The organism is Mycobacterium sp. IDUB_28 (assembly GCF_055419285.1).
Window position 1 is genome coordinate 271,099 of record NZ_JBVAXK010000005.1, and the last position, 25,838, is coordinate 296,936.

Here is a 25,838-nt window from a genome sequence, read left to right on the forward strand (position 1 = left end):
CATGTGCTGAGTTTATGCCTACCGGCCCGCAGCACTAAGCACTGAGATCGATGCGGTGCGCGCCCGTGACACCGCTGTACCTCGTGGGACTGCACGTCAACACGATGACCTGCCCATGGGTTCCCAGCGCGTCGAACACCTGGCTCATCTTGGCCAGCCGATCCGGGTCGGTGAATCCCAGCGCGTCGTCGACGACGACAGGCACGGAATCCTCTTTGGCGACCAGGCCGGCGCCGGCCAGGCGCGCCAGAATGCCGAGTTGCTCCTTGGCCCCACCCGACAGCGACTCGTAAGGCACAGTGATGCCGTCCAGAGTGCGGTTCACGATGCATAGGTCGCTGTCGACGTCGACCTCGAAGGTCGGCCCAAAGACCGGGCGGCCAAGCCGTTGCAGTTCCTCGCGATACGGCTCGACATAACGCAGGCGGGTGTTGTCGCGATGGCGCGCCATTACCGAACGCAGCAATTGCGCAGCTCGGGCACGGTCACCGACCCGGGCATGCTGGCTGGTGGCATGCACGAGTTCGGTCTCCGCGGCGTCGAGCCGACCCTTCCGCCCCTCGCTGCGCAACACCGCAAGTTCGACGCTGATCTCTCTCAGCGCGGCAGCGGCGTCGGCGTGGCACTCCCCTAATAGTCGCGATGCCTCCGCTGCCTCGGCCAGTTCGGCGGCGATGGTCTCGGGCTCGTCGGCGGCCAGCGCCTGAGCGAGTTCACTCACGCGTAGCTCGGCGGCCCGCGCCGTGTGCCGGGCATCTTCGTATTCGGATGCGACGGCCTCGTCAATGGCAGACGCCCGCTCGCCCGCCAGCCGGGCGACAACTGCTTCGAGTTCGCCGCGTTGCGTCGCCGCGTCCTTCTGCAGAACCGTTGCCCGGGTGACTGTCTCGGCATATCGGCGGGTGGCAGCTACGGCGGCGCTGCGGCGGGCTTCACAGTCGACCTGTGCGGCCGCGCGGGCGGTCTCAGCCGCGTCGCGTTCGGCTCGGGCGGTGGCGGCATCTGTTTCGAACAGATCGGGTTCTGCCGGTTGACCGGCTTGCAGCTGCGCCAGCCTGGCTCGAAGACCTTCGGGTGACTCGTCGTCACACAATCCGGTCAGTGTCGCTGTCAACCGGTCGCGGTTGTTGTGCAATTCACGACGCCTCAGGTCGAGCGAGCGTGCCGCTGCCACGTCCGCGACTCCGACGACACGCAATGCGTCGGCTAATTCTTGTTGTGCTGCAACATGTTCAGCGTGAATGTCGAGTGCGGTCGCGCCCGGAGTGATACGCGCCGCCAACACGCCCGGGACGGTGAGATCGGTGGGACCGGTAGCCGTGATCGACCAACTCTGACCCGACGACAGCGTGACCCGTTGGCCGGCAACATCAAACTCGATGTCAGACAGAGCAGTGAACTGCACCGCCGACGAGAGCAACTCCAACCGCCCGCCGATGCGATCGACGGCCGCCGCCGCGGTTTCAATGCGGCGCAGCAACTCCTCGGTCAGCAGGATTGCCGACAACTCGTCGCTGATGCCCTCGATGGCGCGCTGGGCGTCGTCGATCTTGGCAAGCCGCGCGCGTAACCGGTCGGCTTCTTCACGGTCGGCGATGCGGTCAAGATCGCGCTGCGCGGATTCAGCACGGTGCTGCGCCGCCGCCAGTGCCTGAACTGCATTTTCGGCGGCGGCCTCATGCGCCGCAGCCGTGGTGGCCGCCACCGCCTGCTCAGCAGCGGCTTCCTGCGACTCGGCATCGATGCCGGCGATAGCCTTTGTGCGACTGTCTATCTCGGCGACCAGCGCCAGCCGCCCGTTGTGAGCGTCACGGGCACGTGCGCTGGTGGCCACCGCGGCAGCGGCGACCAGCTTGGCTTCCTTGACCTGTTCGGTGAGCGCGGCGACGCGGCGGGCAGCAGCCTCCGCTGCAGCCAAACGGGGCGCAGCGGCAGCGCATTCCTGCGACAAACTGGAAACCTGCCGGGTCAGGTCGGCGTGACGCCGCACCCGATCATCGACCTCAGTCATGGCCTTCACGCACTCGTCCATGCTGTCGCGCGCGGCTGCCAGCCGAGACATCGCGGCGGCCCACTCACCGGTCGGCCGACCGGTGGGGGTGAAGTATCGCGCGTACTCGGCATCGATGCGCTCGACAAGCAGCGGTTCGGTGCCGGACACCATCGCGTTGTCACCGGCAGCAACATCCAGCGCCCGCGCCAGCGCATCGCATCCCGACAGCTTCACCGCTGCCGTGGATGCCGCTTGCAGAACTCTTTGGGCACGCCACAACTCGGTATCGACCGTCTCGGCAAGTATCTTCCGGACGCGGTCGTGCGCTTCATCGCCGGTCAGTTGTTCGCGGCGCGGCGCCAACACCGTCAGCTCCGTCTCGGGCCGTTTGTGGAATCGTTTCCGATAGACGAAACGATTAGGGCCACTGGTGATTTCCGCGGTTATCTCCGATCCGACGTCCGCGTTCGTCGGCTTGACCTGTTTGACGTCCTTCTTGGTCGAACGGTCCTTGGAATCCAACAACAGGTCCAACGCCTCGATCATCGACGACTTGCCGATTTCGTTGGCGCCGTGGACGATCACCACGCCCTGGTCAGGAAATTCGATCTCCCGATGCGAGACACCGCGATAGTTCGTCATGACAAGTCGATGCAACTTCATGCCGCACCCCGATCAGCCAGGCGCAATAGGAGCGCCAGCGCGGCCTGAGCGTCGCCGGCGGTCGCCGAGTCTCCCGAACGGGCGGTCGCGACCAGTTCGTCGACCGCGGCGGCAGCAAACCCTCCGATACCCAGATCGGCAAATTCGCCGTCAGCGGGGACGACCGCTAGGTCAGTGTGACGCTCCCAGGGTTGCAGCCACGCGAACAAACGTGAGTATCGGTCCAGGCAGAGGTCGAGATTCGCGCGGTCAGTGACGGTCAACGAACCGGTGAGCGCCACGCGCACCACGGTGCGCTCCTTATCGGTCATCAGGTCCAGATTCATGTCCAGATCAGCGATGTCACGGCTGTTGTCGACCTGGTTGTGCAACGTGATGAATCGCCACCGGCCGACGCGGCGGGCCTCGACGTTGACAGGGCGTCGCGTGTCGTCTTCATCAATGTCAACGACCAGCACATGACCCGGGTCGGACTCGACGTCGTCGTAATTGGTGACTTCCGGTGACCCCGAGTACCAGACTCGACCGCTGTCTCCGACCTTAGTGAGCGAATGCTTATCGCCAAGGGCGACATAGTGAATCATGCCGTCGGACACTGCTTGCTCGACGTTGGCGAGTCGAATGAGAGCCGCCTTTTCGCGGTCGGGATCGAGCACGTCCACACCGCCGTGCGCGACCAGCACGCGGGTGACATCGCCCGGGGACAGTCCGCCGAGTACCTCAGCGACCAGATCGGTAGTCGGTACTTTCGACCGCCACGGCGCCGCCACGATTTCAAGACCCGGCCGTACTTGGTGAATGCCGGCCCGGTCGAGCACCACTACGTTGTCTGGGCACTCGGCGGTGAACAATGCGCCGGTGTAGACAGACGAAGCATCCAATGGGTCGTGGTTTCCCGGCAGCAGAAAAACCGGAATTCCGATGGCGCGCATCGCTTCCAAGGACTGGCCGATGACTTGCGGAGCGAGCTGATTGTGCTCGAAGACGTCACCCGCTACGACGACGAACTCCGCGCCCACTTCGGCAGCAAGGGCGCCGAGGCCCGCCACCGCGTCGCGGCGCGCCGCCGAGTAGCGCGGTTGGGCGTCGCCGGCAAGGAAGTGCCGGGTCATGCCCAACTGCCAGTCGGCGGTGTGCAGGAAACGCATGTCGGGAACCCCCTTCCGTAAGTGTGATTTTCAAGGCACCGCGAGTGTATGGCCGGGGACCGACAAGTCCGGGGACGCAGATCGGCAGTTCTATTCAAAACCCCACAACGACTCGCAGCGCCGAGCCCGTTGACCGCAGTTATCCACAGTCGAGCGCCTATCCACAGATCCGTCCGCGGCACCGGATCATGTCAGCCCGAAGGCATAGAATTCGAACATGCTTTCGAGTACGCGGGATGAGATCGTGGCGGTCTTCGACGCGCTCGATGCTGGGTTGGATCGGTTGTGCGGGTTGTCGTTTGAGGTGTTGACCACCCCGGAGCGGCTGCGGGCCTTGCAGCGACTGGAACAGATGGCGCGCCGGTTACGGGTCCCGCAGCACCCGTTGATCAATCAGCTCGCCGCCCAGGCCGACAAAACCGAGTTGGGGGGCACGTTGTGTGAGGCGCTGGCCACCCGGCTGGGCATCACCAAACCCTGCGCCGCCCGCCGCATCGCCGAGGCCGCCGATCTGGGTCCGCGCCGGGCGTTGACCGGGCAACCCCTGGAGCCGGTGCTGTGCGCGACCGCAGCCGGCCAGCGCGCCGGGCGCATCGGCGACGGGCAGATCGCGGTGATCCGTGACTTCTTCAAACATCTGCCCGCCACAGTCGATGTGTTGACCCGCGAGGCCGCCGAAGCCGACCTGGCCGACAAAGCCGCCTGGCAGCGCCCCGATGAGCTCGCCGGCTACGCCCAGCACATGATGAACTGCCTGCACCCTGACGGGGAATTCACCGACGAAGAACGCACCCGATCGCGCGGGATCACCCTAGGTGCCCAGCAGCGTGACGGCATGTCCACGATCAGCGGGCTGATCACCCCCGAACTACGCGCAGCGATCGAGGCACTGTGGGCCAAACTGGCCGCCCCCGGCATGGCCAACCCCGCCGACGACGCCCCAGTCATCGACGGCGAACCCGACCCCGAAATCGCCGGTGGAGATCGGCGCAGCACCGCCCAGCGTCAGCACGACGCGACGCTGGCCGCCATCCGGGCGCTGTTCGCCTCCGGGGACCTGGGCACCCACCGCGGGCTGCCGGTCACCATCATCGTCACCACCACCCTGCACGACCTCGAAGCCGGTACCGGCACAGGGCGCACCAGCGGCGCCACCCTGCTCCCGATCTCCGATGTGATCCGCATGGCCAGCCACGCACACCACTACCTGGCCCTATTCGACAGAGCCAAACCCCTAGCGCTGTACCACACCCAACGCCTGGCCAACCCCGCCCAACGCATCATGCTGCACGCCAAAGACCGCGGCTGCACCAAACCCGGCTGTAGTGCCCCGGCCTACCACAGCGAAGTCCACCACGTCACCGCCTGGACCAAAATCCGACGCACCGACATCACCGACCTCACCCTGGCCTGCGGCACCCACAACCGCCTGGCCGAACACGGCTGGACCACCCGCACCAACACCCACGGCCACACCGAATGGCTCCCCCCACCCCACCAAGACCACGGCCAACCCAGAACCAACACCTACCACCACCCCGAAAAACTCCTCAACCCCGAACACGACGACGAACCGTAGCGCCGCCGGTGCCGCACTGGCTAACGTGTGTCCGATGGACGGACGGCGCCTCACCCTTGTGCTGATGCGGCACGCGAAATCCGATTACCCCAGCGGCGTGGCGGACCATGACCGACCGCTGGCGGCCCGGGGCGTCCGGGAGGCAGCGCTGGGTGGCGACTGGTTGCGCGCCAACGTTCCGCCGATCGAGACCGTGCTCTGTTCGACGGCCACGCGGGCGCGAGAAACGTTGCAACGCACCGGGATCGATGCTCCGGTCAGCTATGTCGCACAGCTTTACGGTGCCGTGCCCGGCACGGTGATAGCAGAACTCAACAAAGTCCAGGACGACGTCACCACTGCGTTGGTCGTCGGACACGAACCGACGATCTCCTCGGTGGCGCTCATCCTCGCCGATCAGGAAACATCCAATGTCGATGCCGCGGAGAGCATTTCGGCAAAGTACCCGACGTCGGGCATTGCTGTCCTGCACGTGCCCGGGTGCTGGGCAGGCCTCGAACCGGGCGGCGCTGCGTTAGTCGATTTCCACGTCCCGCGTTAGGCGTTGGTGGCCAGCGTCAGTTCCATCAACTTGAGCGCCTGTCCGCAGGCATCGATCCCCGGCGCCTGTGGATTCACCCACCAGCCGACAACGCCCGCGGCGTCACTGGCGACACCGCATGCGCCGTTCGGATCGTTCGGCCGCATCACGATAGATTCGATGCCCTGGATCGAACGGTTCTCGATCTGGTATTTCAGCCCCTCGGCAACCTTGCGCTCGTTGCTCAGACTGCCCTGTTCGAACCAGAACCGGGTGATGTCGATCAAGCCGGCCGGATTGGCGGCCTGCCACCGGCAGATCGCGCCGACGAACGTGCTCTGGATGTCGAGCGGATCGGCACCGACCGTCTTGGCCAGGATGTCGGTGGTCAGAACCTCACATTCCTTGAGCAGGTTCGGGTACTGCTTTTCGGAATTGTCGTTGCGCGGCACACCGCCGCCGCCTGCCTTCACCGCCGTACCACCCACCGACCGGGAACAACCGGTCAGCACCATCAGCACGGCAACCAATGCCGCAACGCACCGCATCGACCTACTCATTTCGAATTCGCAATCGATTGCCGGGCCAGTTCCTTGGCGATATCGCACGGCGGCGGAAAAGGCTTCTGGCTGAAGCTCACCGACCATTCGATGAAGTCGTCCTGGAACTGGATGCCCACCTCACACAGCGAGTCGCCCAGGGTGGGCTCGTTGCCGACAGCGATGAACCCGCCATGACCGTTGATGTTGATGTCCTCGACACTCGCGCGGGAGAGTTCCTCGGTCTTGCGCTCACGTCCGATCGGGCTGCCGCGATACCAGGAGAAGGAAAAGTGCGGACCTGAGATGCCGCCGCCGGCCAGCCACTGGCATCCCACGGAATTCTTCGCGGTGTTGACCAGGCCGCCGATCTTGGTCAGTTGCGTCACCGTTTCGTCGGTCACGCCGCCGCACTGCGGAAAGAAAGGCCCGTGCTTGCCGTCGGCAGACCCCGATGTCGACGAAACCGTCCCGCCCGGTTTGTTGTCGTTGGAACCACCACAGGCGGCCACACCCAGGATCAACGCCAGCACCATCACGACCCGCGTCGCCAAATTACGCCGCACGACTACCTATCCGTTTCTCAAGCTCCTGCCGTTCCACACGATGCACTGTAGCGGCACCCCCGCAGGTCGAGCACCGACACGCCACCTGATCAGGCACTTTGGTCATACTCCCGACGGCGGGACTCGCATGCTGCCGGTGTGCGACAGTTACCCCATGCTCCTGGCCTTGCTGCGCCAGTACATCCGGCCGTACCACCGGCCGGTCGCGGCGTTGATGTTGCTGCAGTCGATCAGCACCATGGCCTCGCTGTACCTGCCCACCGTCAACGCCGCGATCATCGACGACGGTGTCGCCAGAGGCGATACGGCCACCATCGTCCGGCTGGGCATGCTGATGCTGATGGTGACCGGCCTGCAGGCACTCTGCGCGGTGGGGGCGACGTACTTCGGCTCCCGCACCGGCACGGGTTTCGGTCGTGACCTGCGGGCGGCGATGTTCGACCACATCATCACCTTCTCCGAGCACGAGACGGCCCGATTCGGCGCAGCGACGTTGCTGACCCGCAGCACCAACGATGTCAGGCAGATCGTGTTCCTGGTGCAGACGACCGCCACCGTGCTGGTCACCGCACCGATCATGTGCGTCGGCGGCGTCGTCATGGCCATCCATCAGGAGGCCGCGCTGACCTGGCTGCTGCTGATCAGTGTCCCCGTCATGGCGGTGGCCAATTACTGGATCATCGGTCACATGCTGCCGCTGTTCCGCAGCATGCAGCGGTTGATCGACGGCATCAACAGGGTGTTGCGCGACCAGCTCTCCGGCGTGCGGGTGGTGCGGGCGTTCACCCGCGAAGACTTCGAGCGGGACCGGTTCGAGCGGGCCAACACGGCGCTGTCGGGCGCCGCGCTCGAAGCCGGCAACTGGCAGGCGCTGATGCTGCCGGTCACCACGTTGACGATCAACCTGTCCAGTGTGGCGCTGATCTGGTTCGGCGGCTTGCGCATCGACCAGGGACAGATGCAGGTGGGGTCGCTCATTGCCTTCCTGTCCTACTTCGCTCAGATCCTGATGGCCGTCCTGATGGCGACCATGACGCTGGTCGTGTTGCCGCGTGCTTCGGTGTGCGCCGAGCGCATCACCGAGGTGCTGTCCACCACCGCGGCCGTCGCCAGCCCGGAGCATCCCGTCTTCCCACCACGGGGAATCACCGGCGTGGTGCGGCTGGACAACGTGACCTTCACCTACCCGGGTGCGGATTGCCCTGTGTTGCAGAACATCTCGTTGTCCGCCGAGCCGGGCACCAGCACCGCGATCGTGGGCAGTACCGGTTCGGGGAAGTCGACGCTGGTGTCGCTGATCTGCCGGCTCTACGACGTCACCACCGGCGCGGTCACTGTCGACGGCCTCGACGTCCGCGACTACCAGACCGAGCGGCTCTGGTCGGCGATCGGGCTGGTTCCCCAGCGCGGATATCTGTTCAGCGGCACGGTGGCCGACAACCTGCGCTACGGCGCGGCCGACGCGACCGACGAACAGATGTGGGAAGCGCTGCGTATCGCCGCCGCCGACGACTTCGTCCGTCCGCACGGGTTGCAGATGCGGGTGGCGCAGGGCGGGATCAACTTCTCCGGTGGCCAGCGCCAGCGCCTGGCGATCGCGCGTGCCGTCATCCGTCGCCCGGCCGTCTACCTGTTCGACGACGCGTTCTCCGCACTCGATGTGCACACCGAGGCAAAGGTGCGCAGCGCGCTGCTCGAAGAAGCGGGCAACGCCACCATTGTCATTGTCACGCAGCGGATTTCGACGGCATCTCGGGCCGGGCAGGTGATCGTCGTCGACAACGGCAGGATCGTCGGCGTCGGCAGCCACGATTCGCTGCTCACCGACTGTCCCACGTACGCCGAATTCGCCTCCTCCCAAGCGGTCAGCGCCGACGTGGGAGACCACCGGTGACGGCACCGATGAACGCCCGGCCCCGCGGCGCCGCGCCGGCACCACCCAACCTGCGCTCACGCGACTTCTGGGGATCGGCGGGGCGACTGGTCAGGCGACTAACTCCGCATCGCCGACTGAGCATCGCCGTCATCCTGCTGGGTGTGACCGGCACCGCCGTGGGCGTCGCGGTGCCGCGCATCCTCGGCCACGCCACCGACCTGCTGTTCAACGGTGTGATCGGACGGCACCTGCCGGCCGGCACCAGCAAGGCGCAGGCGATCGCCGCCGCGCGGGCCCGCGGCGACAACGCCTTCGCCGACCTGCTGTCCGGCATGAACGTGGTGCCCGGCCGCGGTGTGGACTTCGGTGCGGTAGCCCGCACGCTCGCGCTGGCGCTGATCTTATATCTCATTGCCGCGGTGCTGATTTGGGGCCAGGCCCGGCTGCTCAACCGCACCGTGCAGCGGACCATCACCAGCCTGCGGGCCGACGTCGAGGACAAGCTGCACCGGCTGCCGCTGTCCTACTTCGACCGCCATCAGCGTGGCGAACTGCTCAGCCGCGTCACCAACGACATTGACAACATGCAGTCGTCGCTGTCGATGACGATCAGCCAGCTGGTCACGTCGCTGCTGACCGTGGTGGGCGTGCTGGCCATGATGGTGTGGATCTCGCCGCTGCTGGCCCTGGTGACCGTGCTCACCGTTCCCCTCTCGCTGTTGGCGACGCGGGCGATCACCCGTCGTTCGCGGCGCTTGTTCCTGGCGCACTGGACCAGCACCGGGCGGCTCAATGCTCATATCGAGGAGACCTACAGCGGATTCACCGTGGTCAAGACGTTCGGCCACCAGGCGGCAGCGCGCGAACAATTCCGCCAGCTCAACGACGACGTCTATCAGGCCAGTTTCGGCGCTCAGTTCTGCTCCGGCCTGGTCGGGCCGGCGACCGGATTCATCGGCAACCTCGGCTACGTCGCGGTCGCGGTGCTCGGCGGCCTGCAGGTGGCCACCGGGCAGATCACCCTGGGCAGCATCCAGGCGTTCATCCAATACGTCCGCCAGTTCAACAATCCGATCGGCCAGGTCGCCGGCATGTACAACACCCTGCAGTCCGGGGTGGCCAGCGCCGAGCGGGTGTTCGATCTGCTCGACGAGCCCGAAGAGACCCGGGACCCCACCGCCCTGCCGGCGCCCGTCGCGACCGGGCGGGTCGAGTTCGAGCACGTGAGTTTCGCTTACCAGCCCGGTCACCCGGTGATCCACGATCTGTCGCTGGTCGCCGAACCGGGCAGCACGGTGGCCATCGTCGGGCCGACCGGTGCCGGCAAGACCACTCTGGTGAACTTGCTGATGAGGTTCTACGACGTCGAATCCGGCCGGATTCTGCTCGATGGCGCGGACATCGCCGCGTTGGACAGGCACGCGCTGCGTTCGCGCATCGGCATGGTGTTGCAGGACACCTGGCTGTTCGACGGGACGATCGAGGAGAACATCGCCTACGGTCGTCCGGACGCGGGACCTGAGGAAGTTGTCGCGGCCGCCAAGGCGGCCTACGTCGACCGATTCGTGCACACCTTGCCCGCCGGCTACCAGACCCGGGTCAGCGGCGACGGCGGCAGCCTCAGCGTCGGGGAGAAGCAGCTCATCACGATCGCGCGCGCGTTCCTGGCCCGACCGCAATTGTTGATCTTGGACGAGGCCACCAGCTCGGTGGACACCCGCACCGAGCTGCTGATCGCCCGCGCAACCCGTGAACTACGCCGGGCTCGTACGAGTTTCATTATCGCGCATCGTCTTTCGACGATCCGCGATGCCGACCGCATCATCGTCGTCGAAGCCGGCAGAGTCGTGGAACACGGCAACCACGCCGAACTGCTCGCCCGTCGCGGCGCGTACTACGAGATGACGCGCGCCTGACGACCACCCGTCAGCCGGGGATGCGCGAACTTCGCACCGCGATACCCCACAATGACAGGACCACAATGAAACAATGCCCAAAGGCCACGGAGGACCCGGGATGGCTGGTAACGCGATGGTGGACACCCGTCTCGAGTTCGGTGTGCTCGGACCGTTGGAGATGAAGATCGACGGCGTGCTGGTGCCGTTGGGCACCCCGAAGCAGCGCGCGGTGCTCGCGACATTGGTCATCAACCGCAACAGGCCCGTCGGGGTCGACGCTCTGATCACGGCGCTGTGGGAGGAGTGGCCACCGTCAGGGGCGCGGGCAAGCATCCACTCCTATGTGTCCAATCTGCGCAAGCTGGTCGGCGGCGCGGGGGTCGACCCCCGGGTGGTGCTGGCCGCCGCCCCGCCGGGCTATCGGCTGACGATCCCCGAGAACACCTGCGATCTGGGCCGATTCATTGCCGAGAAGACCGCGGGCGTACATGCGGCAGCCGGCAGTAGGTTCGAAGAGGCAAGCCGTCACCTTTCGGCGGCACTGGGCGAATGGCGCGGGGCGGTGCTCGACGACCTGCGCGACTTCCAGTTCGTCGACTCCTTCGCCACGGCTCTGGTCGAGGACAAGATTCTGGCGCACACCGCCAAGGCTGAAGCCGAGATCGCCTGCGGACGGGCGTCCGGGGTGATCGCCGAACTGGAAGCGCTGACCACCGAGCACCCCTACCGGGAGCCGTTGTGGGCGCAGCTGATCACCGCCTACTACCTGACCGACCGTCAGTCCGACGCGTTGAATGCCTACCGGAGGGTCAAGACGACGCTCGCCGACGACCTGGGCATCGACCCGGGCCCCACGTTGCGCGCGCTCAACGACCGGATCCTGCGCCAGGAGTCCCTGGACACGAAGCAGAACGCCAAGGTCACTGCCGCGGCAACCGTGACCGCGCTCGGTCAGCGCACCGTGGCGGCTGGTCAGCGGGTCACCGCGTACCTGCACGACGTCGCCACCGGTCACGACTATCAATTGCGCTCCGCGGCAACCAGGATCGGCCGGTTGAGCGACAACGACATCGTGCTGGACAGCGCCAACGTCAGCCGCCACCACGCCGTCATCGTCGACACCGGCACCAACTTCATCATCAACGACCTGCGGTCGTCGAACGGTGTACATGTGCGGCACCAACGGATTCGAATCGCCGCGACGATCAACGACGGCGACCACATCCGGATCTGCGACCACGAGTTCACTTTCCGGATCGCCGCGAATACTCAGGCCTGAGTCGCGGCATCGATGAATGTCATTGTCGCACAATATCTTTTGCGGTCAGAACAGGCCGAACACCGACACCGGCGAAGCTGTCGGAGCCACCCGGTAGGGTCTGCAACGATCGCGCCGGCCGCCGGTTCGACAGATCCTGTGGTCGCCGTCGGGCAGGCACGTTAGCTGAGGGCTGTTGATAGGGTCGGCGGAATTCGGGTCGGTTGAGGAGGATTGACAATGAGCGAGCCAGCATCGCGGGTGGGGTCGACGTTCGGGCCCTACCACCTCAAACGGTTGCTGGGCCGCGGCGGAATGGGCGAGGTCTACGAGGCCGAGCACACCGTCAAAGAGTGGACCGTCGCCGTCAAACTGATGACCGCCGAGTTCAGCAAGGATCCCGTCTTCCGCGAGCGGATGAAGCGCGAAGCCCGCATCGCCGGCCGCCTGCAGGAACCGCACGTCGTACCCATTCACGACTACGGCGAAATCGACGGCCAGATGTACCTCGAGATGCGCATGATCGAGGGCACCGACCTGGACAACATCCTCAAGCGGTACGGCCCGCTGGCTCCGCCACGCGCGGTGGCCATCATCACCCAGATCGCCTCGGCCCTGGACGCCGCGCACGCCGCCGGCGTCATGCACCGCGACGTCAAGCCGCCTAACGTACTGGTCACCCGCGACGACTTCGCCTACCTGGTCGACTTCGGCATCGCCAGCGCCACCACCGACGAGAAACTCACCCAACTGGGCACCGCCGTCGGCACCTGGAAATACATGGCGCCCGAACGATTTTCCAACGACGAGGTCACCTACCGCGCCGACATCTACGCCCTGGCCTGCGTGCTCTTCGAATGCATGACCGGCGCCCCGCCCTATCGCGCGGACAGCGCGACCACCCTGGTCACCGCGCACCTGATGGATCCGATCCCACAGGTCAGCGCCGCGCGCGCCGGCATCCCCAAGGCCTTCGACGCCGTGATCGCGCGCGGCATGGCCAAAAAGCCCGAAGACCGCTACTCCAGCGCCGGCGACTTCGCCCGCGCCGCCCACGATGCGCTCAGCAACCCCGACCAGGACCACGCCGAGAACATCCTGCGCAAGAGTCGTGAATCGACGCTGCCGGGTGGCGCGGTCGCCGGTCCGCCGCCCGGTACCGGCACACCGCCCCCGCCGGTGGCCACACCGCAATATCAACCGCCGCCCGGCTACCCCGATCAAGGTTCACACCAGGCGCAATACCCGCACAGCGCCCCGTCGTGGACGCCGGGCGGCGGGTCAGCGCAGGCACCCAGCGGTCCGATTCCGGCGCCGAGCGGTCCGACCCCTACCCCGGCGCACTTCCAGAGTGGCAGCTGGGGCGGCACCCCGCCCGGTGCGCCCCCGCCGTCGCAGGCCGGCGGTCCGACGCCGTGGAACCCGGGCGGTCAGCCGGCCAGCAGCAAACGCAGCCCCTGGCCGCTGGTGGCCGGTGCCGCGGCACTGGTCGTCGTGTTGGTGATCGCCGGCATCGGTGTCTGGCTGGCCGTCGGGTCCGATGACACCCATAAGGCCGACGACACCACGACGTCGGTCACCACGAGCTCCACCACGCAGAACACCACAACGAGTCAGCCCTCCACATCGACCAACTCCGCAGTCAGCAAGCTGCTCTCGATGGTGCCAGCCGGCTACGCCACCGGGGTGTGCAAAGCGACCACGCCGAAGCCGAACAGCGTGTGGACCGGCACGGTGGCCATGGTCGACTGCGGCCAGAACAGCAATCAGGGGGGTCCGAGCCGGGCGATATACGGCCTCTTCCCCACCGTGGACGCCCTCAAGCAGGCCTTCAACGACGACATCTCCGCGGTACAGCTGGTCAACTGCCCCGGCGAGGGGCCCTCGCCGGACGGCTGGCATTACGACCGGGACCCGACGGTGACCGCCGGAATGATTGCCTGCGGCACCTACAAGAACCACCCCAACGTGATCTGGAGCAACGAGAGCAAACTGCTGCTCAGTGACGTGTTCGGCGACCCGGCCACCCTGGAGGAACTGCACAACTGGTGGGCCAAGTACGGCTGACGTTCGGCCGGAGCCGTAGGGATGTGCCAGGTCATCAGCTGCCCAAGCGAAACTGCGGGCAGGTGTCCGCGCTCGTCGACCTCGCACTGGTAATCCCGTCAGCAGCAACCGTCAGGGACCGGGCACCCGCCACCGCACGCGGCAATATTGGCGGCCTTTAACAGGGGGGTTGTTGATAGTGTCGGCGACACTGGCTTGTTTCGGGAGGATCAGCGATGAACGACGCGCCGGGTTCGCGTGTTGGGTCAATGTTCGGGCCGTACCACCTCAAACGGTTGCTGGGCCGCGGCGGAATGGGCGAGGTCTACGAGGCCGAGCACACCGTCAAAGAGTGGACCGTCGCCGTCAAACTGATGACCGCCGAGTTCAGCAAGGATCCCGTCTTCCGCGAGCGGATGAAGCGCGAAGCCCGCATCGCCGGCCGCCTGCAGGAACCGCATGTTGTACCCATTCACGACTACGGCGAAATCGACGGCCAGATGTTTCTGGAAATGCGTCTGGTCGAGGGCACCGACCTGGACAACATCCTCAAGCGGTACGGCCCGCTGACCCCACCGCGCGCGGTGGCCATCATCACCCAGATCGCCTCGGCCCTGGACGCCGCGCACGCCGCCGGCGTCATGCACCGCGACGTCAAGCCGCCTAACGTACTGGTCACCCGCGACGACTTCGCCTATCTGGTCGACTTCGGCATCGCCAGCGCCACCACCGACGAGAAACTCACCCAACTGGGCACCGCCGTCGGCACCTGGAAATACATGGCGCCCGAACGGTTTTCCAACGACGAGGTCACCTACCGCGCCGACATCTACTCCCTGGCCTGCGTGCTCTTCGAATGCATGACCGGGGGGGCGCCCTACCGCGCGGACAGCGCCGGCATGTTGGTGACGGCTCATCTGATGGATCCGATCCCGCAGGTCAGTGCCGCGCGCGCCGGCATCCCCAAGGCCTTCGACGCCGTGATCGCGCGTGGCATGGCTAAAAAGCCCGAAGACCGCTACTCCAGCGCCGGCGACTTCGCCCTGGCCGCGCACGAAGCGCTCAGCAGCCCCGACCAGGACCACGCCGACAAGATCGTGCGCCGCAGCCAGGAAGCCGTCCTGCCCGGTGCCCCCACCGTGCTGCCGCCGACCATGGCCGCCGGGTCCGTGCCGCCGCCGCCGCGGACTCCGCCACCCCCGTCGCCGCCGCGACCGCAGCAGTCGGGTCCCCAGTATCCGGGCGGGTCCGGACCGTCGGGTCCGATCCCGCAGCAACGGCCGGCCTGGGCGGGCTCGAGCGGCCCGATCGCCGCACCGAATCAGCCGCCGCATCCGCAGTACTTCCAGGGCGGTGGCCCGCTACCGCCACACCCGTCGGGACCGGTCCCCGCCTGGAACCCGGGACAGCAACCGCCGCCACGCAAACGGAACCTGTGGCCCATCCTGGCCGCCGTCGCGGTCGTCGTGGTTGTCCTGATCGGCGGCATCGGTATCTGGCTGGTCAACCAGTCGGAGCCGACCAAGCCGAAGCCGCCGATCTCCGAGGACCGGCTGAATTCACTGTTGCTCACCTCGTCGGAGATCAACTCGGTGATGAGTGCGTCGACCATGCAACCCGGCAAGCCGATCACGACGATGGACAACTCGCCGGTGACGCTGTCGCAGCCGGACTGCCAGGGAGCGATGTATACCAGTCAGGGACCGGTGTACTCCGGATCCGGTTACACCGGGCTGAACGGCCTGATTCTGTCGGAGCCGGGCGACAACAACGACCACTGGGTCAACGAGGCCGCGATCGCCTTTCCGACCGCCGACAAAGCGGAATCGATTGTGCGAGCCCAGTTCACCAAGTGGAAGACGTGCGCCGGGAAGACGATTACGGCCACCAACAAGGGCAAGACCTACCGGTGGACCTTCTCGGAGGTCGTGGGCAGCCCACCGAAGATCACAGTGATGAACACCCAGGAAGGCGCCAACGGTTGGGAATGCCAGCGGGCGATGGGTGTGGCGAACAACATCATCGTGGACGTCAATGCCTGCGGGTTCAAGATCACCAACCAGGGTGGTCAGATCGTCGACAAGATCTTCGCCAAGATCGACAAAGAAAAGTAGTCGCTAGTTCGACGACGACGGTGGCGCCAGGTCGGGCCCCTGGGCGCGTAAGTCATCCACCGCGGACATGGCACTGCGCAGCTTGGCCAGCCACTCCTCGGTGTGTTCGCCGACCAGTCTGACCGACCAGGCCAGCGCATCCGCGCGGGAGCGTGCGACGCCGGCATCGACCAAGGTGTCCAGCACCTGGCGTTCGGGTTGCTTGAGCCGCGTCATCACCGGAACCGCGATGTGGGTGAACAACTTTCGTTCCCCGTTGACCTCGACGCCCCAGGACACCTTGCGCCCGAAGCGGGCCTGCGCTTCGTCGGCGATGGCCATCCGTTCCGGCCGAGTTTCCTTTCGGAATCGCGACGCCCGGCCCTCGGCACGTTCGGCGCTTTCGTCGGCCGCGCCGAGTCTGCCGACGACGGTGATTTCCTCCCGATCGACGACGACTTCGGGATCGCCGTCGAACCAGCTTTCAGGGATCCGTCCGGCGAACCACTCGGCCGCACCCGTTGCGTCGGGTTGGTCGGCCTGCTGCCAGCCGCCGGGGCGGCCGTGCCGCCGTCCATGATGGTGAATGCTCATGATTACATCATTACATGATTACTAAGTTCGTCGAATGTATTTCGCGCTCGGCGAACCTCCCCCACCGCTCCCGGGCGCCCGATGCGACCTTGAGAACCGTTGCGATCCGGCAGGTCCAGTTGTATTTTTGGTAACGAAGCAGGCCCGGAAGTGACCGAATCTCAAGTGCCGGACGCAGGGGTAAGACCCGGCCGCGTCAGACCCGCGCAAGACGGAGTCGGTGACGCCCCCCAGAGTCACACCGGGCCTGCCCATATGCGAGACCGGCTCACCCGCCCTGCCGAACCCGAAAGACTTTCGTCTCGTTCTTGATGCCCTTGAGGCGGCGCGCACCGGCGAAGGACCACTCGAAACCGTCGTCGCCGGAATCGGTCTGCAGCGCCTCCCGGGTCGACTCGGCGACCAGAACTGTGCCCGGGCGCGCCACCCCGGTGACCCGGCTTGCCGTGTTGACCGGACTGCCGAACCAGTCACCGGCCCGGCTCACCGCCATCCCGGACGCGACCCCGGCCCGGAGCCGGGGAAAGTCGTCGTCGGTGTCCACCTTCTCCACCAGCTCGAGCATGGTGTTCAGCAACGGCGCCGGCTCGGGGCTGACGAACATCACCGCGTCACCGATCGTCTTGATGAACCGCACCGGCGGGGCGGTCAGGTCGCGTGCGAGGTCGGCCAACCGGTTCGCGAGTTGCCCGAGTTCCTCGGCCGAGATCACCTCGCCCAACTTGGTGAATCCGACCAGGTCGGCAAACGCGATCGTGACCGCGCGGGCACCCGGCAGCGGCTGACCGGCTGCCCGCTCACCGGCACTGACCGCCTCGGTCTCCATCATGTGCCGCAGGTGCATGAACAGCATTTCCCGGATCATCGGCCCGAGCAGCGGGGTGATCTTGCTGATCAGCTCCTTCGACGCTTTCGCGATCTCCACTTCGCTGAGCCCGGGGCGCATGATCGCCGACAGCGCGGCGTGCCGCATCACCTCGGCGGCGTGCGACAAGCCCTCGGCGAGCACCCGCACGACAGCGATCACCTGGTCGGGCGGCAAGCCCAACTCGATGAACTGCTGGGCCGTCGCGGCGGCTTCGACGTCGGCGCGCATGTGGACCACGGCGTCGGGGTCGTCCACCCGGGCCAGGCCGATCGCGCGCTGAATCCGTTGCAGCAGCTCGAGATCGATGCCGTGACTCTCGCTGATCTCCCGGGTGGAGACGTAGGTGCCGTCGTCACCGATCAGATGGCGGCTCGCCAGCAGCAGCGGCGGGCTGGACGAACGGATCTCCTCGGCGGTGATGCCCTGCTCCTGCAGCCACCCCACCAGCTCTGCGCGCTCCGCGCGCTGCTCACCGGCCAACCCGTCGAGCAGATCGTCGTCCACGTCCTCAGCCATTTGGTCAACGTATAACGACGGGTGGCGATTCGATGCGCCCGCCGCGCGACCCACGCACCGACGGATACCCTGACAACAGCAACGTTCGCCATGACAGCGTTACCCGGGGTACCCACCGAGACAATGACGACCACACCGCAGCTGCATGGACTGCCGCCGGTTATCGACAACCGGGCCACCACCCTGATCCTGGGCTCGTTTCCGAGCGCCCAGTCGCTGGCCGTACAGCAGTACTACGCGAACCCGCGCAACGCGTTCTGGACCATCCTTGGCGAAATCTTCGGATTCGACTGCACAGCAACGTATTCCCGACGACTGGCCAACCTGCAGGATCGGGCGGTGGCACTGTGGGATGTGTTGCACGCCTGCCACCGATTGGGCAGCCTGGACTCCGCAATCGATCCGAAAAGCCTGGTAATCAACGATTTTACTGAGCTATACGCCAAATACCCTGCCATCCAACGGGTTTACTTCAACGGTGCGAAGGCGGCCGACTTGTACAGGCGCTTCGTCGGTGACCGCGCCGGCGTCGATTGCCGGCGGCTGCCGTCGACCAGCCCGGCGCACGCCACCAAACCCGGGGTGAAACTGGCCGCCTGGCGGGCGCTGAACAGCTCATGACACCGGTGGGCGCCGCTGCGCCCACGGTCGGGCCGCTTCGAGTTGCGCCGACAACGACAGCAGCGTCGCCTCGTCGTAGGGCCGGCCGACCAACTGCACCGACATCGGCAGGCCCTCGTCGTCGAAGTCCCACGGCACCACGGCGGCGGGCTGGCCGGTGAGGTTCCACACCTGCTGAAACGGAACCCGTTGGCCCACCAGCAACAACGTCGAGATCCCGCCGCGGCGCTGGTAGGCGCCGACCCGCGACGGGCCGGCCGCGGTGCCCGGAGTCACCACCACGTCGACGTCCTGGAAGATCGACTGGATCCGCCGGCTCAAACCGACCTCGGCCTCGCGCAGCGCGGTCATCCGCCGGTCAGAGAAGAACGAACCCATTCGCGCGATGGTGCGGGTCCGCGGCTCCAGCCGCTCGGGATGCGCCTGCGCGTCGGCGTCGTCGCTGATGCCCCGCAACATTCGGGGCAGATAGTTCGCGTAGAGCGACGGCGGATACTGCGGATCGCGAACGATCACCTCGTGGCCCAGGTCGCGCAGCAACGCACCCGCTTGCTCGAGCGCGGTCAACTGGGCCTGGCCCACCCGGACCGGCATCGGCGTCGGCACCTTGGTGCTCAACGCAATTCGCAGCCGTCCGGGACTGCGCGTCGCCGCCGCGACGAACTCGCCGTCGGGCCCGGGCACCGTCGTCGTCGCATCCAGGAACAACGCCGCATCCAGCACCGAACGCGCGATGGGACCGATGACGCTCAACCCTTCCCAGGCGTCGTCGTGCGGCTCCAGCGAGACCCGGTCCCGTTGCGGTTTGAGTCCGAACAATCCGCACCAGGTCGCCGGGATACGGATGGACCCGCCGCCGTCGGAACCCAACGCCAGCGGCGCCAGTCCGGCAGCGACCGCCGCCGCGCTACCGCCGCTGCTGCCGCCCGGCGTGCGACGCGGGTTCCACGGGTTGCGCGTCGCGCCGAACGTCAGCGACTCGGTGAACGGCATGATCATCAGTTCGGGCACCGCGGTCTTGCCGATCACGACCGCGCCCGCCGCCCGCAGCCGGCGCACCACCTCGGCGTCGTCGGTTACCGGCGGGCCGTGCGCGCCGCTGCCGTAGGTGGTCGCCTCACCGGCGACGTCGACATCGTCCTTGATTGCTAGCGGCACCCCGAGCAGCGGCCGGCGCACCCCGGCGTCCAGTAGTTGCTGGGCGGTTTCGGCGTCCTTGCGGGCAGCGTCGTAGCGCACCACCCGGTAACAGCGCAGTTCGCTGTCCAGCCGCTCGATGCGTTCCAGGTAGACCTCGAGCAGCTCCGGCGCCGTGACTTCCCCGTCGGCCAGCATGCGCGCTTGTTCGGCCGCGCCGGCGAACGCGAGATCACGAGGGTCCACCGCCGCAGCGTATCGCTGGCTGCGGCCGGACTGTCGCGACCCAGTACGGTGACGGCATGTCCTGCGTGTTTTGTGCGATCGTCGCCGGGGACGCCCCGGCCATCCGGATCTGCGAAGACGACGAGTACCTGGCGTTGTTGGACATCCGGCCGTTCACCCGCGGGCACACCCTGGTCATCCCCAAGAAGCACAGCGTGGACCTCGCCGACACGCCACCACAGACGCTGGCCGGCATGATCACCCTGGGCCAGCGCATCGCGCGGGCCGCCAAAGCCACCGACCTGGCGGACGCTACCAACATCGCGATCAACGACGGCCGGGCCGCCTTCCAGACCGTCCTGCACATCCACCTGCACGTCCTGCCCCGGCGCAGCGGCGACAAGCTGTCGCTGGTGAAAGGCATGGTGCTGCGCCGCGACCCGGACCGGGAGGCCACCGGGCGCATCCTGCGGGACGCGCTGGCCGCGACGAGTTCGTAGCCGGTGGCCGCGTAGTCGCTCGTCATCGAGTCGGACCAGAGTCCGGCAGCTATTCTGTGGGAGCGCGGTGAAGCTCGTCGGTACTTCGCCGAAAATGCGCGCGCGAGCTGGAGCTGGAATGAAGCGCTGGACGGGACTGCCGTGCCCGCTCACCGGGCTGAGCATGGGCGTCAGTTGGTGCCGTCGTCCTCGGGTACGGTTTCGCGGCGCTGCTGGTGATCTGCTCTTCGCTGTGCGGCTGGCAGGGTCCCTACGCGACGCGGCCCGTGGTGCAGGTCGTGACCGTGCTGTGCCTCACGTTCGCGAGCAGTTGTGCGGTGGCGGCGGCCCGGCAGGCGGTCGGGCGATTCAGGTTCGGGTGGCTGGCCATGGCGGTGGCACTGACCGGCTGGGCTGTCGGCGAAGTCATCTGGGCCGCGCTGGACGTGCGACCCGAACTCGACCACGCCACCCATCCGGCCGCAGCGGAGTTCGTGCTGCTGCTGTATCCCGTCGGCACCCTCACCGCCTTATTGCTGCTGGCCCAGCCGGCCGGCCACAACCTGTGGCGACTCGTCCTGGACGGCATCATCGTGGCGACATCGCTGTTCGTGGCCTCGTGGGTGTTCGTCCTGGACAAACTGCTGCAAACCAACACCGGTTCGCGGCCCACCACAGTGGTCCACGTCTTCGCCGACGTCACCCTGATGACCACGGCGATCCTGGTGTTGTCCCGGGGCCGCCCCGGCGGCCGCCGCAGCATGACGCTGCTGTCCAGCGGGATTGTGACCATCGGTCTCACCGACATGGTCGTGCTCTTCCAGACCGGCATCGGCAGCTACCACACCGGCGATCTGGTGGACGTCAGCCGGGTGGCGGGTTTGGGCCTGGCGGCGCTGGCCGGACTGGTGAGCGCGCAAGAGTCTGATGTCCCGCCGACGCTCGACGAGATCACCTCGCGGGTACGGCTGTGGCTGCCCTACCTTCCGCTGGTGCTGGCCGCCGCCATCGGGCTGGGCCACGCCCTGCACATGATGCGGCACGGCCCGCTGCTGGTGGGGCTCGGAATTCTGGTGGCGACGGTGCTCATCCGGCAGTTGCTGGTGCTGGTCGAGAACCAGCGCCTGTTGAGCGATGTCGCCCAGGAAGCGTTCCGGGACAGCCTGACCGGGCTGGCCAACCGCGCGAACTTCCTGCACACCTTGGAAGAAGCTGTTTCCCGTCGCCGCCAGCACGCCGCACCGATCGCGGTGATGTGCCTGGACCTGGACGACTTCAAGTCCGTCAACGACGCGCTGGGCCACCCGGCGGGCGACGAATTGCTGGTCCGGGTCGCCGGTCGGCTCACCGCCGCGCTGGATCAGGCGGGCACCGTCGCCCGACTCGGCGGTGACGAATTCGCCGTGCTCGTCGAAGGCCCGGTCGCCGAATCGCACGCCGTGGCACAACGAGTCCTCGACGCGTTCGAGCCGGCGATCGTGATCGACGGCGTCCCCCTGGCCGTCCGACCCAGCATCGGGTTCACCGCGGCGGTCGCCGAGTCCACCGTCACCGTCGACGAGCTGCTGCGCCACGCGGACCTGGCCATGTATGCCGCCAAACGCGAAGGCGGGCAATGCATCCGCAGCTTCGTGCCGGATCTGCCACTGCGCTACGCACTGCCCGAATCGGCCGATTCGGCGATCGCGGCGTTCGAGAACAGCCTCGAAGGCGGCCGGCTGCCCCGAGGTGCCCCGAGCGCCTTCGGATCGGTGAGCGGCTCGGCCAACGCCAGCGCGCTGGCCCGCACCTTCCGGCCGCTCGCCACGGCGGCCAGACCGAAGCCGGACGAAACCTACGAACAACCGCCGAGCGTCCGGTGGCCGCCGCTGGGCATCCGGATCGCGCTGACGCTTCTGACGATCGGTGTGGTCATTTTCGCGGCGTCGTGCTGGCCCGACCCGCGCGCCGACCACACGCCGTTCTTCGCCAACGTCCTTTATCCCGCGCTGAACCTGTTCGCCGCGTCGCTGGTCGCCGTCCGCGGCTACCGCGTCACGGCCGACCGTCCGGCGTGGATCCTGATCGCCGTCGGGATGGCCTCTTCGGCATTCGGCGACATCATCTACACCCGCTGGGTCCACGAAGGTCAGTCGCCGTCGATCGCCGATCCGGCCTATCTGGCGTTCTACCCGCTCACCTACGCCGGTCTGTTACTGCTGATGCGCTTCCGGCTGAAACGGGTGCCCGTCCCGATCCGTCTCGATTCCGTCGTGTGCGGCCTGGCCATGGCGGCCGTCGGCGCCGCGCTGATGGCCGGGCCCATTCACGACGCCGCCTTGCGGGCACCGGCCACCGTGCTGGTGGGACTGGTCTACCCGTGGTTCGACCTGGTGCTGCTGGCGCTGGCCGCCGGGATGCTGCCGATCCTGGGCTGGCGGCACGAATTCCGCTGGGGACTGCTGGCGGCCGGGTTCGTCCTGTTCGCGACGGCCGACACCGCGTACCTGTTCGAGACGTCCGCTAGCGACTATCGGGTCGGCACCATCCTCGACGCGTTCTGGCCCGCCTCCTCGCTGTTGATCGCAGCGGCCAGCTGGGCGGCGTGGTCGTCGGTGCCGCCGCTGCCCAGGCGCGGGTTGGGTCCCTATGTGGCACCGGTGGCATGCACCATCGTCGCGTTGTCCGTCACCGCGGTGGGGCCCGAATCCCGCGCCGCGCAGATTCTGGCGGCGCTGAGTCTGATCGCGGTGGCAGCGCGGTTCTCGGTGACGTTCCGCGAGGTCAGCATCATGGCCGAAACCCACAAGCGGGCCATGACCGATGAGCTGACCACGCTGCCCAACCGGCGGTCGCTGGCCACAGCGCTGACCGAGGTGCCCACTTCTCCGCCGTCCACACCCGTGCTCACCCCCACCCTGAGCACCAGGACCCCGGCCCGTCGCGCGCTGCTGCTGCTGCAACTGCACGAATTCCAGGAGATCAGCGACACGGTCGGCCACCATTTCAGTGACGAGCTGCTGTGCCAGATCGCGAACCGACTGTCCCAGAACGTACGTCGGGAAGATCTGCTCACCCGCGCCGGTGACGACCAGTTCGCGATCCTGCTTGCCGAAGGGGCCGACCTGATCGCGGCGCGCGCACAGGCGGGCCGATTGCTGGAGGCGTTGGGGCACCCGTTCACGCTGGATCCGATGACCGTGCAGGTCGACGCCCGCATCGCCATCGCCCTGTACCCCGACCACTGCGATCATCCGCAGGAGCTGCTGAACCGCGCCGAGATTGCGATCCCGCACGCCAAGTCCACCCGGAGCAAGATCGTGGTGTACGACTCGGCGTACGAGCTGTACCGCGACAACGATCCCAACCTGATCGAGGAACTACGCGTCGCGCTGGTCGACGGCGCCGACCTGACCTGCCATTACCAACCCAAGATCAACGCCCACGACGGCAGCGTGCACAGCGTCGAGGCCTTGCTGCGCTGGCATCATCCCAGCCGCGGGTTGTTGCTGCCGGAGGAGTTCCTGCCCGCCGCCGAACGCGCCGGCCTGATGCGCAAGGTCGCTAACCGTACCGTCAACGTCGCACTCGAGCAGATCCGCAGCTGGCGTGAGCAGGGCCTGCGATTGACCGTCGCGGTGAACCTGTCAACGACGAACCTGCTGGATCTGGACCTGGTGGGCACCATCGAGCAGCAGTTGCGCACCCACGGCCTGCCCGCCGACGCGTTGATCATCGAGATCACCGAGAGCACGCTGGTCGACTCGGAACGGTCCCGCAACACCGTCGCTGCGTTGCAGCAGCTCGGTGTGCGCATTTCGCTGGACGACTACGGCACCGGCTGGTCCTCGCTGGCGCGGCTGCAGGATGTCTCGGTCGACGAGCTCAAACTCGACCGGGTGTTCGTGGCACGACTCGCCCAGGATCCCCGGTCGGTGGCGATCGTGCGATCCACCGTGGCGCTGGCCGCCAGTCTGGGCGCCGACCTGGTGGCCGAGGGCGTCGAAGACGAGGCGACCCTGCGCGCGCTGCGTCAGTACGGCTGCACCATCACCCAGGGTTTCGTGCACAGCCCGCCGCTGCCGGCGGCTGATCTGCAGCGATGGATCGAGAGGCACGTGCCCGATCCGGCGGCGAACAATCCGCCGCCGTCCGCCACGTTGGCGTAAGACGGGCCGGGTCAGAACAGCTCTTTGGCGAGCAGCTCCAGCGTCGCCACCCGGGCGGGTGCGGTCGCCGGGTCGGTGCCGCGGTGTGCCGAGGCGACCGGATGCACCATCACCTCGTCGACCTCGAACCGCTCGGCCAACACACGCAGCTGCTCGGCCGCCTCGGCGGGTGCGCCGACCACAGCGCGGCGCAACCCACTGTCGACGATGTGCTGCTCGGGCGGCGTCAACTGCGCCCCGCGGGCCTCCTCGACCAACGGCACCGGTCCGAGCGGTTTCCCGGTGCGCAACCGAGCCATCATCTGCAGGTTGGGCAGGATCAAATCCGTTGCCTCGTCCCGGGTTTCGGCGACGGCGGCATTGACGGTCAGGAAGGTCAGCGGTTCGGCCGTGAGGTCGCTGGGACGAAAATGCGAGCGGTAATACTGCAGCGCCTCCTCGGTGCCCTGACCGGAGAAGTGATGGGCGAATACATACGGCAGCCCCTTGGCAGCTGCCAGCCGCGCCGAATACATCGACGAGCCCAGCAACCACAACCGCGGCTCACTGACCGCGGCCGGAGTCGCCTTGAGCGTGTAATCCCCCGAACGCAGCGGCACCCGCACTCCGTGGGCGCTCATCAGCGCGACCACATCGTCGAGGTAGTCCGGGAAGTTCGCGATGTCGCTGTCGTCCTTCCCGCCACGCAGCGCGTAGGACGTGACCGGATCGGAGCCGGGGGCACGGCCGATGCCAAGGTCGATACGGCCCGGCGCGGCGGCCTCCAGCAGCGCGAACTGCTCGGCGACGGTCAACGGCGCGTGGTTGGGCAACATCACCCCACCCGAACCCAGCCGCAGCTGCCGGGTCTGCGCGGCGAGATAGGCGATGAGCACCGGCGGATTGGTCGCACCCACTGATGGCATGTTGTGGTGTTCGGCGATCCAGTACCGGGTGAAACCCAGACGGTCGGCGGTCTGCGCCAGCGACACGGTGGCCGCCAGCGCGTTCCCGGTGGACTGGTCGGTGCGCACCGGGACGAGATCAAGAACGGAAAGGCGCACGACGGGAACAACGCGTTCGGCGGCAGGA

The 25,838-nt window shown here is 67.0% G+C and carries 18 protein-coding genes; 10 read left to right on the forward strand and 8 right to left on the reverse strand.

Annotated features, from left to right (window positions below):
- Positions 1 to 34: 34 nt before the first annotated feature.
- Both ACZYZ9_RS13000 and ACZYZ9_RS13005 read right to left on the reverse strand, forming a co-directional pair.
- Positions 35 to 2,656: an AAA family ATPase gene (locus ACZYZ9_RS13000; protein WP_463826660.1), complete on the reverse strand. Its 2,622-nt coding sequence runs from the start codon at positions 2,654 to 2,656 to the stop codon at positions 35 to 37.
- The gene (locus ACZYZ9_RS13005; RefSeq protein ID WP_463826661.1) at positions 2,653 to 3,804 is read right to left on the reverse strand and encodes a metallophosphoesterase family protein; all 1,152 of its coding nucleotides are present in this window, start codon (positions 3,802 to 3,804) and stop codon (positions 2,653 to 2,655) included. The genes ACZYZ9_RS13000 and ACZYZ9_RS13005 overlap by 4 nt, the downstream gene beginning before the upstream one ends.
- Positions 3,805 to 4,021: 217 nt before the next feature.
- Here ACZYZ9_RS13005 and ACZYZ9_RS13010 point away from each other — a divergent pair, with 217 nt between their 5' ends.
- Positions 4,022 to 5,383: an HNH endonuclease signature motif containing protein gene (locus ACZYZ9_RS13010; RefSeq protein WP_463826662.1), complete on the forward strand. Its 1,362-nt coding sequence runs from the start codon at positions 4,022 to 4,024 to the stop codon at positions 5,381 to 5,383.
- Positions 5,384 to 5,417: 34 nt separating this feature from the next.
- Positions 5,418 to 5,924 (forward strand): SixA phosphatase family protein, encoded by a 507-nt coding sequence (locus tag ACZYZ9_RS13015; protein WP_463826663.1) that lies wholly within the window; start codon positions 5,418 to 5,420, stop codon positions 5,922 to 5,924.
- Here ACZYZ9_RS13015 and ACZYZ9_RS13020 read toward each other — a convergent pair.
- A complete protein-coding gene (locus ACZYZ9_RS13020) occupies positions 5,921 to 6,463 on the reverse strand; it encodes a DUF3558 domain-containing protein (protein ID WP_463826810.1) in 543 nt (180 codons plus the stop codon). The genes ACZYZ9_RS13015 and ACZYZ9_RS13020 overlap by 4 nt on opposite strands.
- Entirely contained in the window at positions 6,460 to 6,978 is a 519-nt protein-coding gene (locus tag ACZYZ9_RS13025) for a DUF3558 domain-containing protein (protein WP_463826811.1), read from the reverse strand. Before ACZYZ9_RS13025 ends, ACZYZ9_RS13020 begins: the two co-directional genes overlap by 4 nt.
- A 184-nt stretch (positions 6,979 to 7,162) precedes the next feature.
- Here ACZYZ9_RS13025 and ACZYZ9_RS13030 point away from each other — a divergent pair, with 184 nt between their 5' ends.
- The 5 genes from ACZYZ9_RS13030 to ACZYZ9_RS13050 all read left to right on the forward strand — a co-directional run bounded on the left by ACZYZ9_RS13030 (position 7,163) and on the right by ACZYZ9_RS13050 (position 16,200).
- Positions 7,163 to 8,902: an ABC transporter ATP-binding protein gene (locus tag ACZYZ9_RS13030; protein WP_463826664.1), complete on the forward strand. Its 1,740-nt coding sequence runs from the start codon at positions 7,163 to 7,165 to the stop codon at positions 8,900 to 8,902.
- A complete protein-coding gene (locus tag ACZYZ9_RS13035; protein ID WP_463826665.1) occupies positions 8,899 to 10,800 on the forward strand; it encodes an ABC transporter ATP-binding protein in 1,902 nt (633 codons plus the stop codon). The genes ACZYZ9_RS13030 and ACZYZ9_RS13035 overlap by 4 nt, the downstream gene beginning before the upstream one ends.
- A 100-nt stretch (positions 10,801 to 10,900) precedes the next feature.
- A complete protein-coding gene (embR, locus tag ACZYZ9_RS13040; protein WP_463826666.1) occupies positions 10,901 to 12,061 on the forward strand; it encodes an ATPase/transcriptional regulator EmbR in 1,161 nt (386 codons plus the stop codon).
- Positions 12,062 to 12,280: 219 nt separating this feature from the next.
- Complete coding sequence (locus ACZYZ9_RS13045) at positions 12,281 to 14,107, forward strand: serine/threonine-protein kinase (RefSeq protein WP_463826667.1); 1,827 nt, start codon at positions 12,281 to 12,283, stop codon at positions 14,105 to 14,107.
- Between the two features lie 215 nt (positions 14,108 to 14,322).
- Entirely contained in the window at positions 14,323 to 16,200 is a 1,878-nt protein-coding gene (locus ACZYZ9_RS13050; RefSeq protein ID WP_463826668.1) for a serine/threonine-protein kinase PknH/PknJ, read from the forward strand.
- A gap of 3 nt (positions 16,201 to 16,203) precedes the next feature.
- Here ACZYZ9_RS13050 and ACZYZ9_RS13055 read toward each other — a convergent pair whose 3' ends face one another.
- Both ACZYZ9_RS13055 and ACZYZ9_RS13060 read right to left on the reverse strand, forming a co-directional pair.
- Positions 16,204 to 16,773: a hypothetical protein gene (locus ACZYZ9_RS13055; protein ID WP_463826669.1), complete on the reverse strand. Its 570-nt coding sequence runs from the start codon at positions 16,771 to 16,773 to the stop codon at positions 16,204 to 16,206.
- Between the two features lie 268 nt (positions 16,774 to 17,041).
- The gene (locus tag ACZYZ9_RS13060; RefSeq protein WP_463826670.1) at positions 17,042 to 18,157 is read right to left on the reverse strand and encodes an adenylate cyclase regulatory domain-containing protein; all 1,116 of its coding nucleotides are present in this window, start codon (positions 18,155 to 18,157) and stop codon (positions 17,042 to 17,044) included.
- Positions 18,158 to 18,280: 123 nt separating this feature from the next.
- On the opposite strand from ACZYZ9_RS13060, the gene ACZYZ9_RS13065 reads away from it, so the two are divergent.
- Positions 18,281 to 18,778, forward strand: a complete 498-nt coding sequence (locus tag ACZYZ9_RS13065) for a DNA-deoxyinosine glycosylase (RefSeq protein WP_463826671.1) — start codon at positions 18,281 to 18,283, stop codon at positions 18,776 to 18,778.
- Here the strand turns inward: ACZYZ9_RS13065 and ACZYZ9_RS13070 are convergent.
- Complete coding sequence (locus ACZYZ9_RS13070; RefSeq protein WP_463826672.1) at positions 18,773 to 20,161, reverse strand: amidase; 1,389 nt, start codon at positions 20,159 to 20,161, stop codon at positions 18,773 to 18,775. The two genes, ACZYZ9_RS13065 and ACZYZ9_RS13070, sit on opposite strands and share 6 nt — an antisense overlap.
- Positions 20,162 to 20,217: 56 nt before the next feature.
- On the opposite strand from ACZYZ9_RS13070, the gene ACZYZ9_RS13075 reads away from it, so the two are divergent.
- Both ACZYZ9_RS13075 and ACZYZ9_RS13080 read left to right on the forward strand, forming a co-directional pair.
- Positions 20,218 to 20,640, forward strand: a complete 423-nt coding sequence (locus ACZYZ9_RS13075; RefSeq protein ID WP_463826673.1) for an HIT family protein — start codon at positions 20,218 to 20,220, stop codon at positions 20,638 to 20,640.
- Between the two features lie 278 nt (positions 20,641 to 20,918).
- Positions 20,919 to 24,767: a diguanylate cyclase domain-containing protein gene (locus ACZYZ9_RS13080; protein ID WP_463826674.1), complete on the forward strand. Its 3,849-nt coding sequence runs from the start codon at positions 20,919 to 20,921 to the stop codon at positions 24,765 to 24,767.
- A gap of 11 nt (positions 24,768 to 24,778) precedes the next feature.
- Here the strand turns inward: ACZYZ9_RS13080 and ACZYZ9_RS13085 are convergent, their stop codons facing one another.
- Positions 24,779 to 25,810 (reverse strand): LLM class flavin-dependent oxidoreductase, encoded by a 1,032-nt coding sequence (locus tag ACZYZ9_RS13085; RefSeq protein ID WP_463826675.1) that lies wholly within the window; start codon positions 25,808 to 25,810, stop codon positions 24,779 to 24,781.
- Positions 25,811 to 25,838 lie beyond the last annotated feature (28 nt).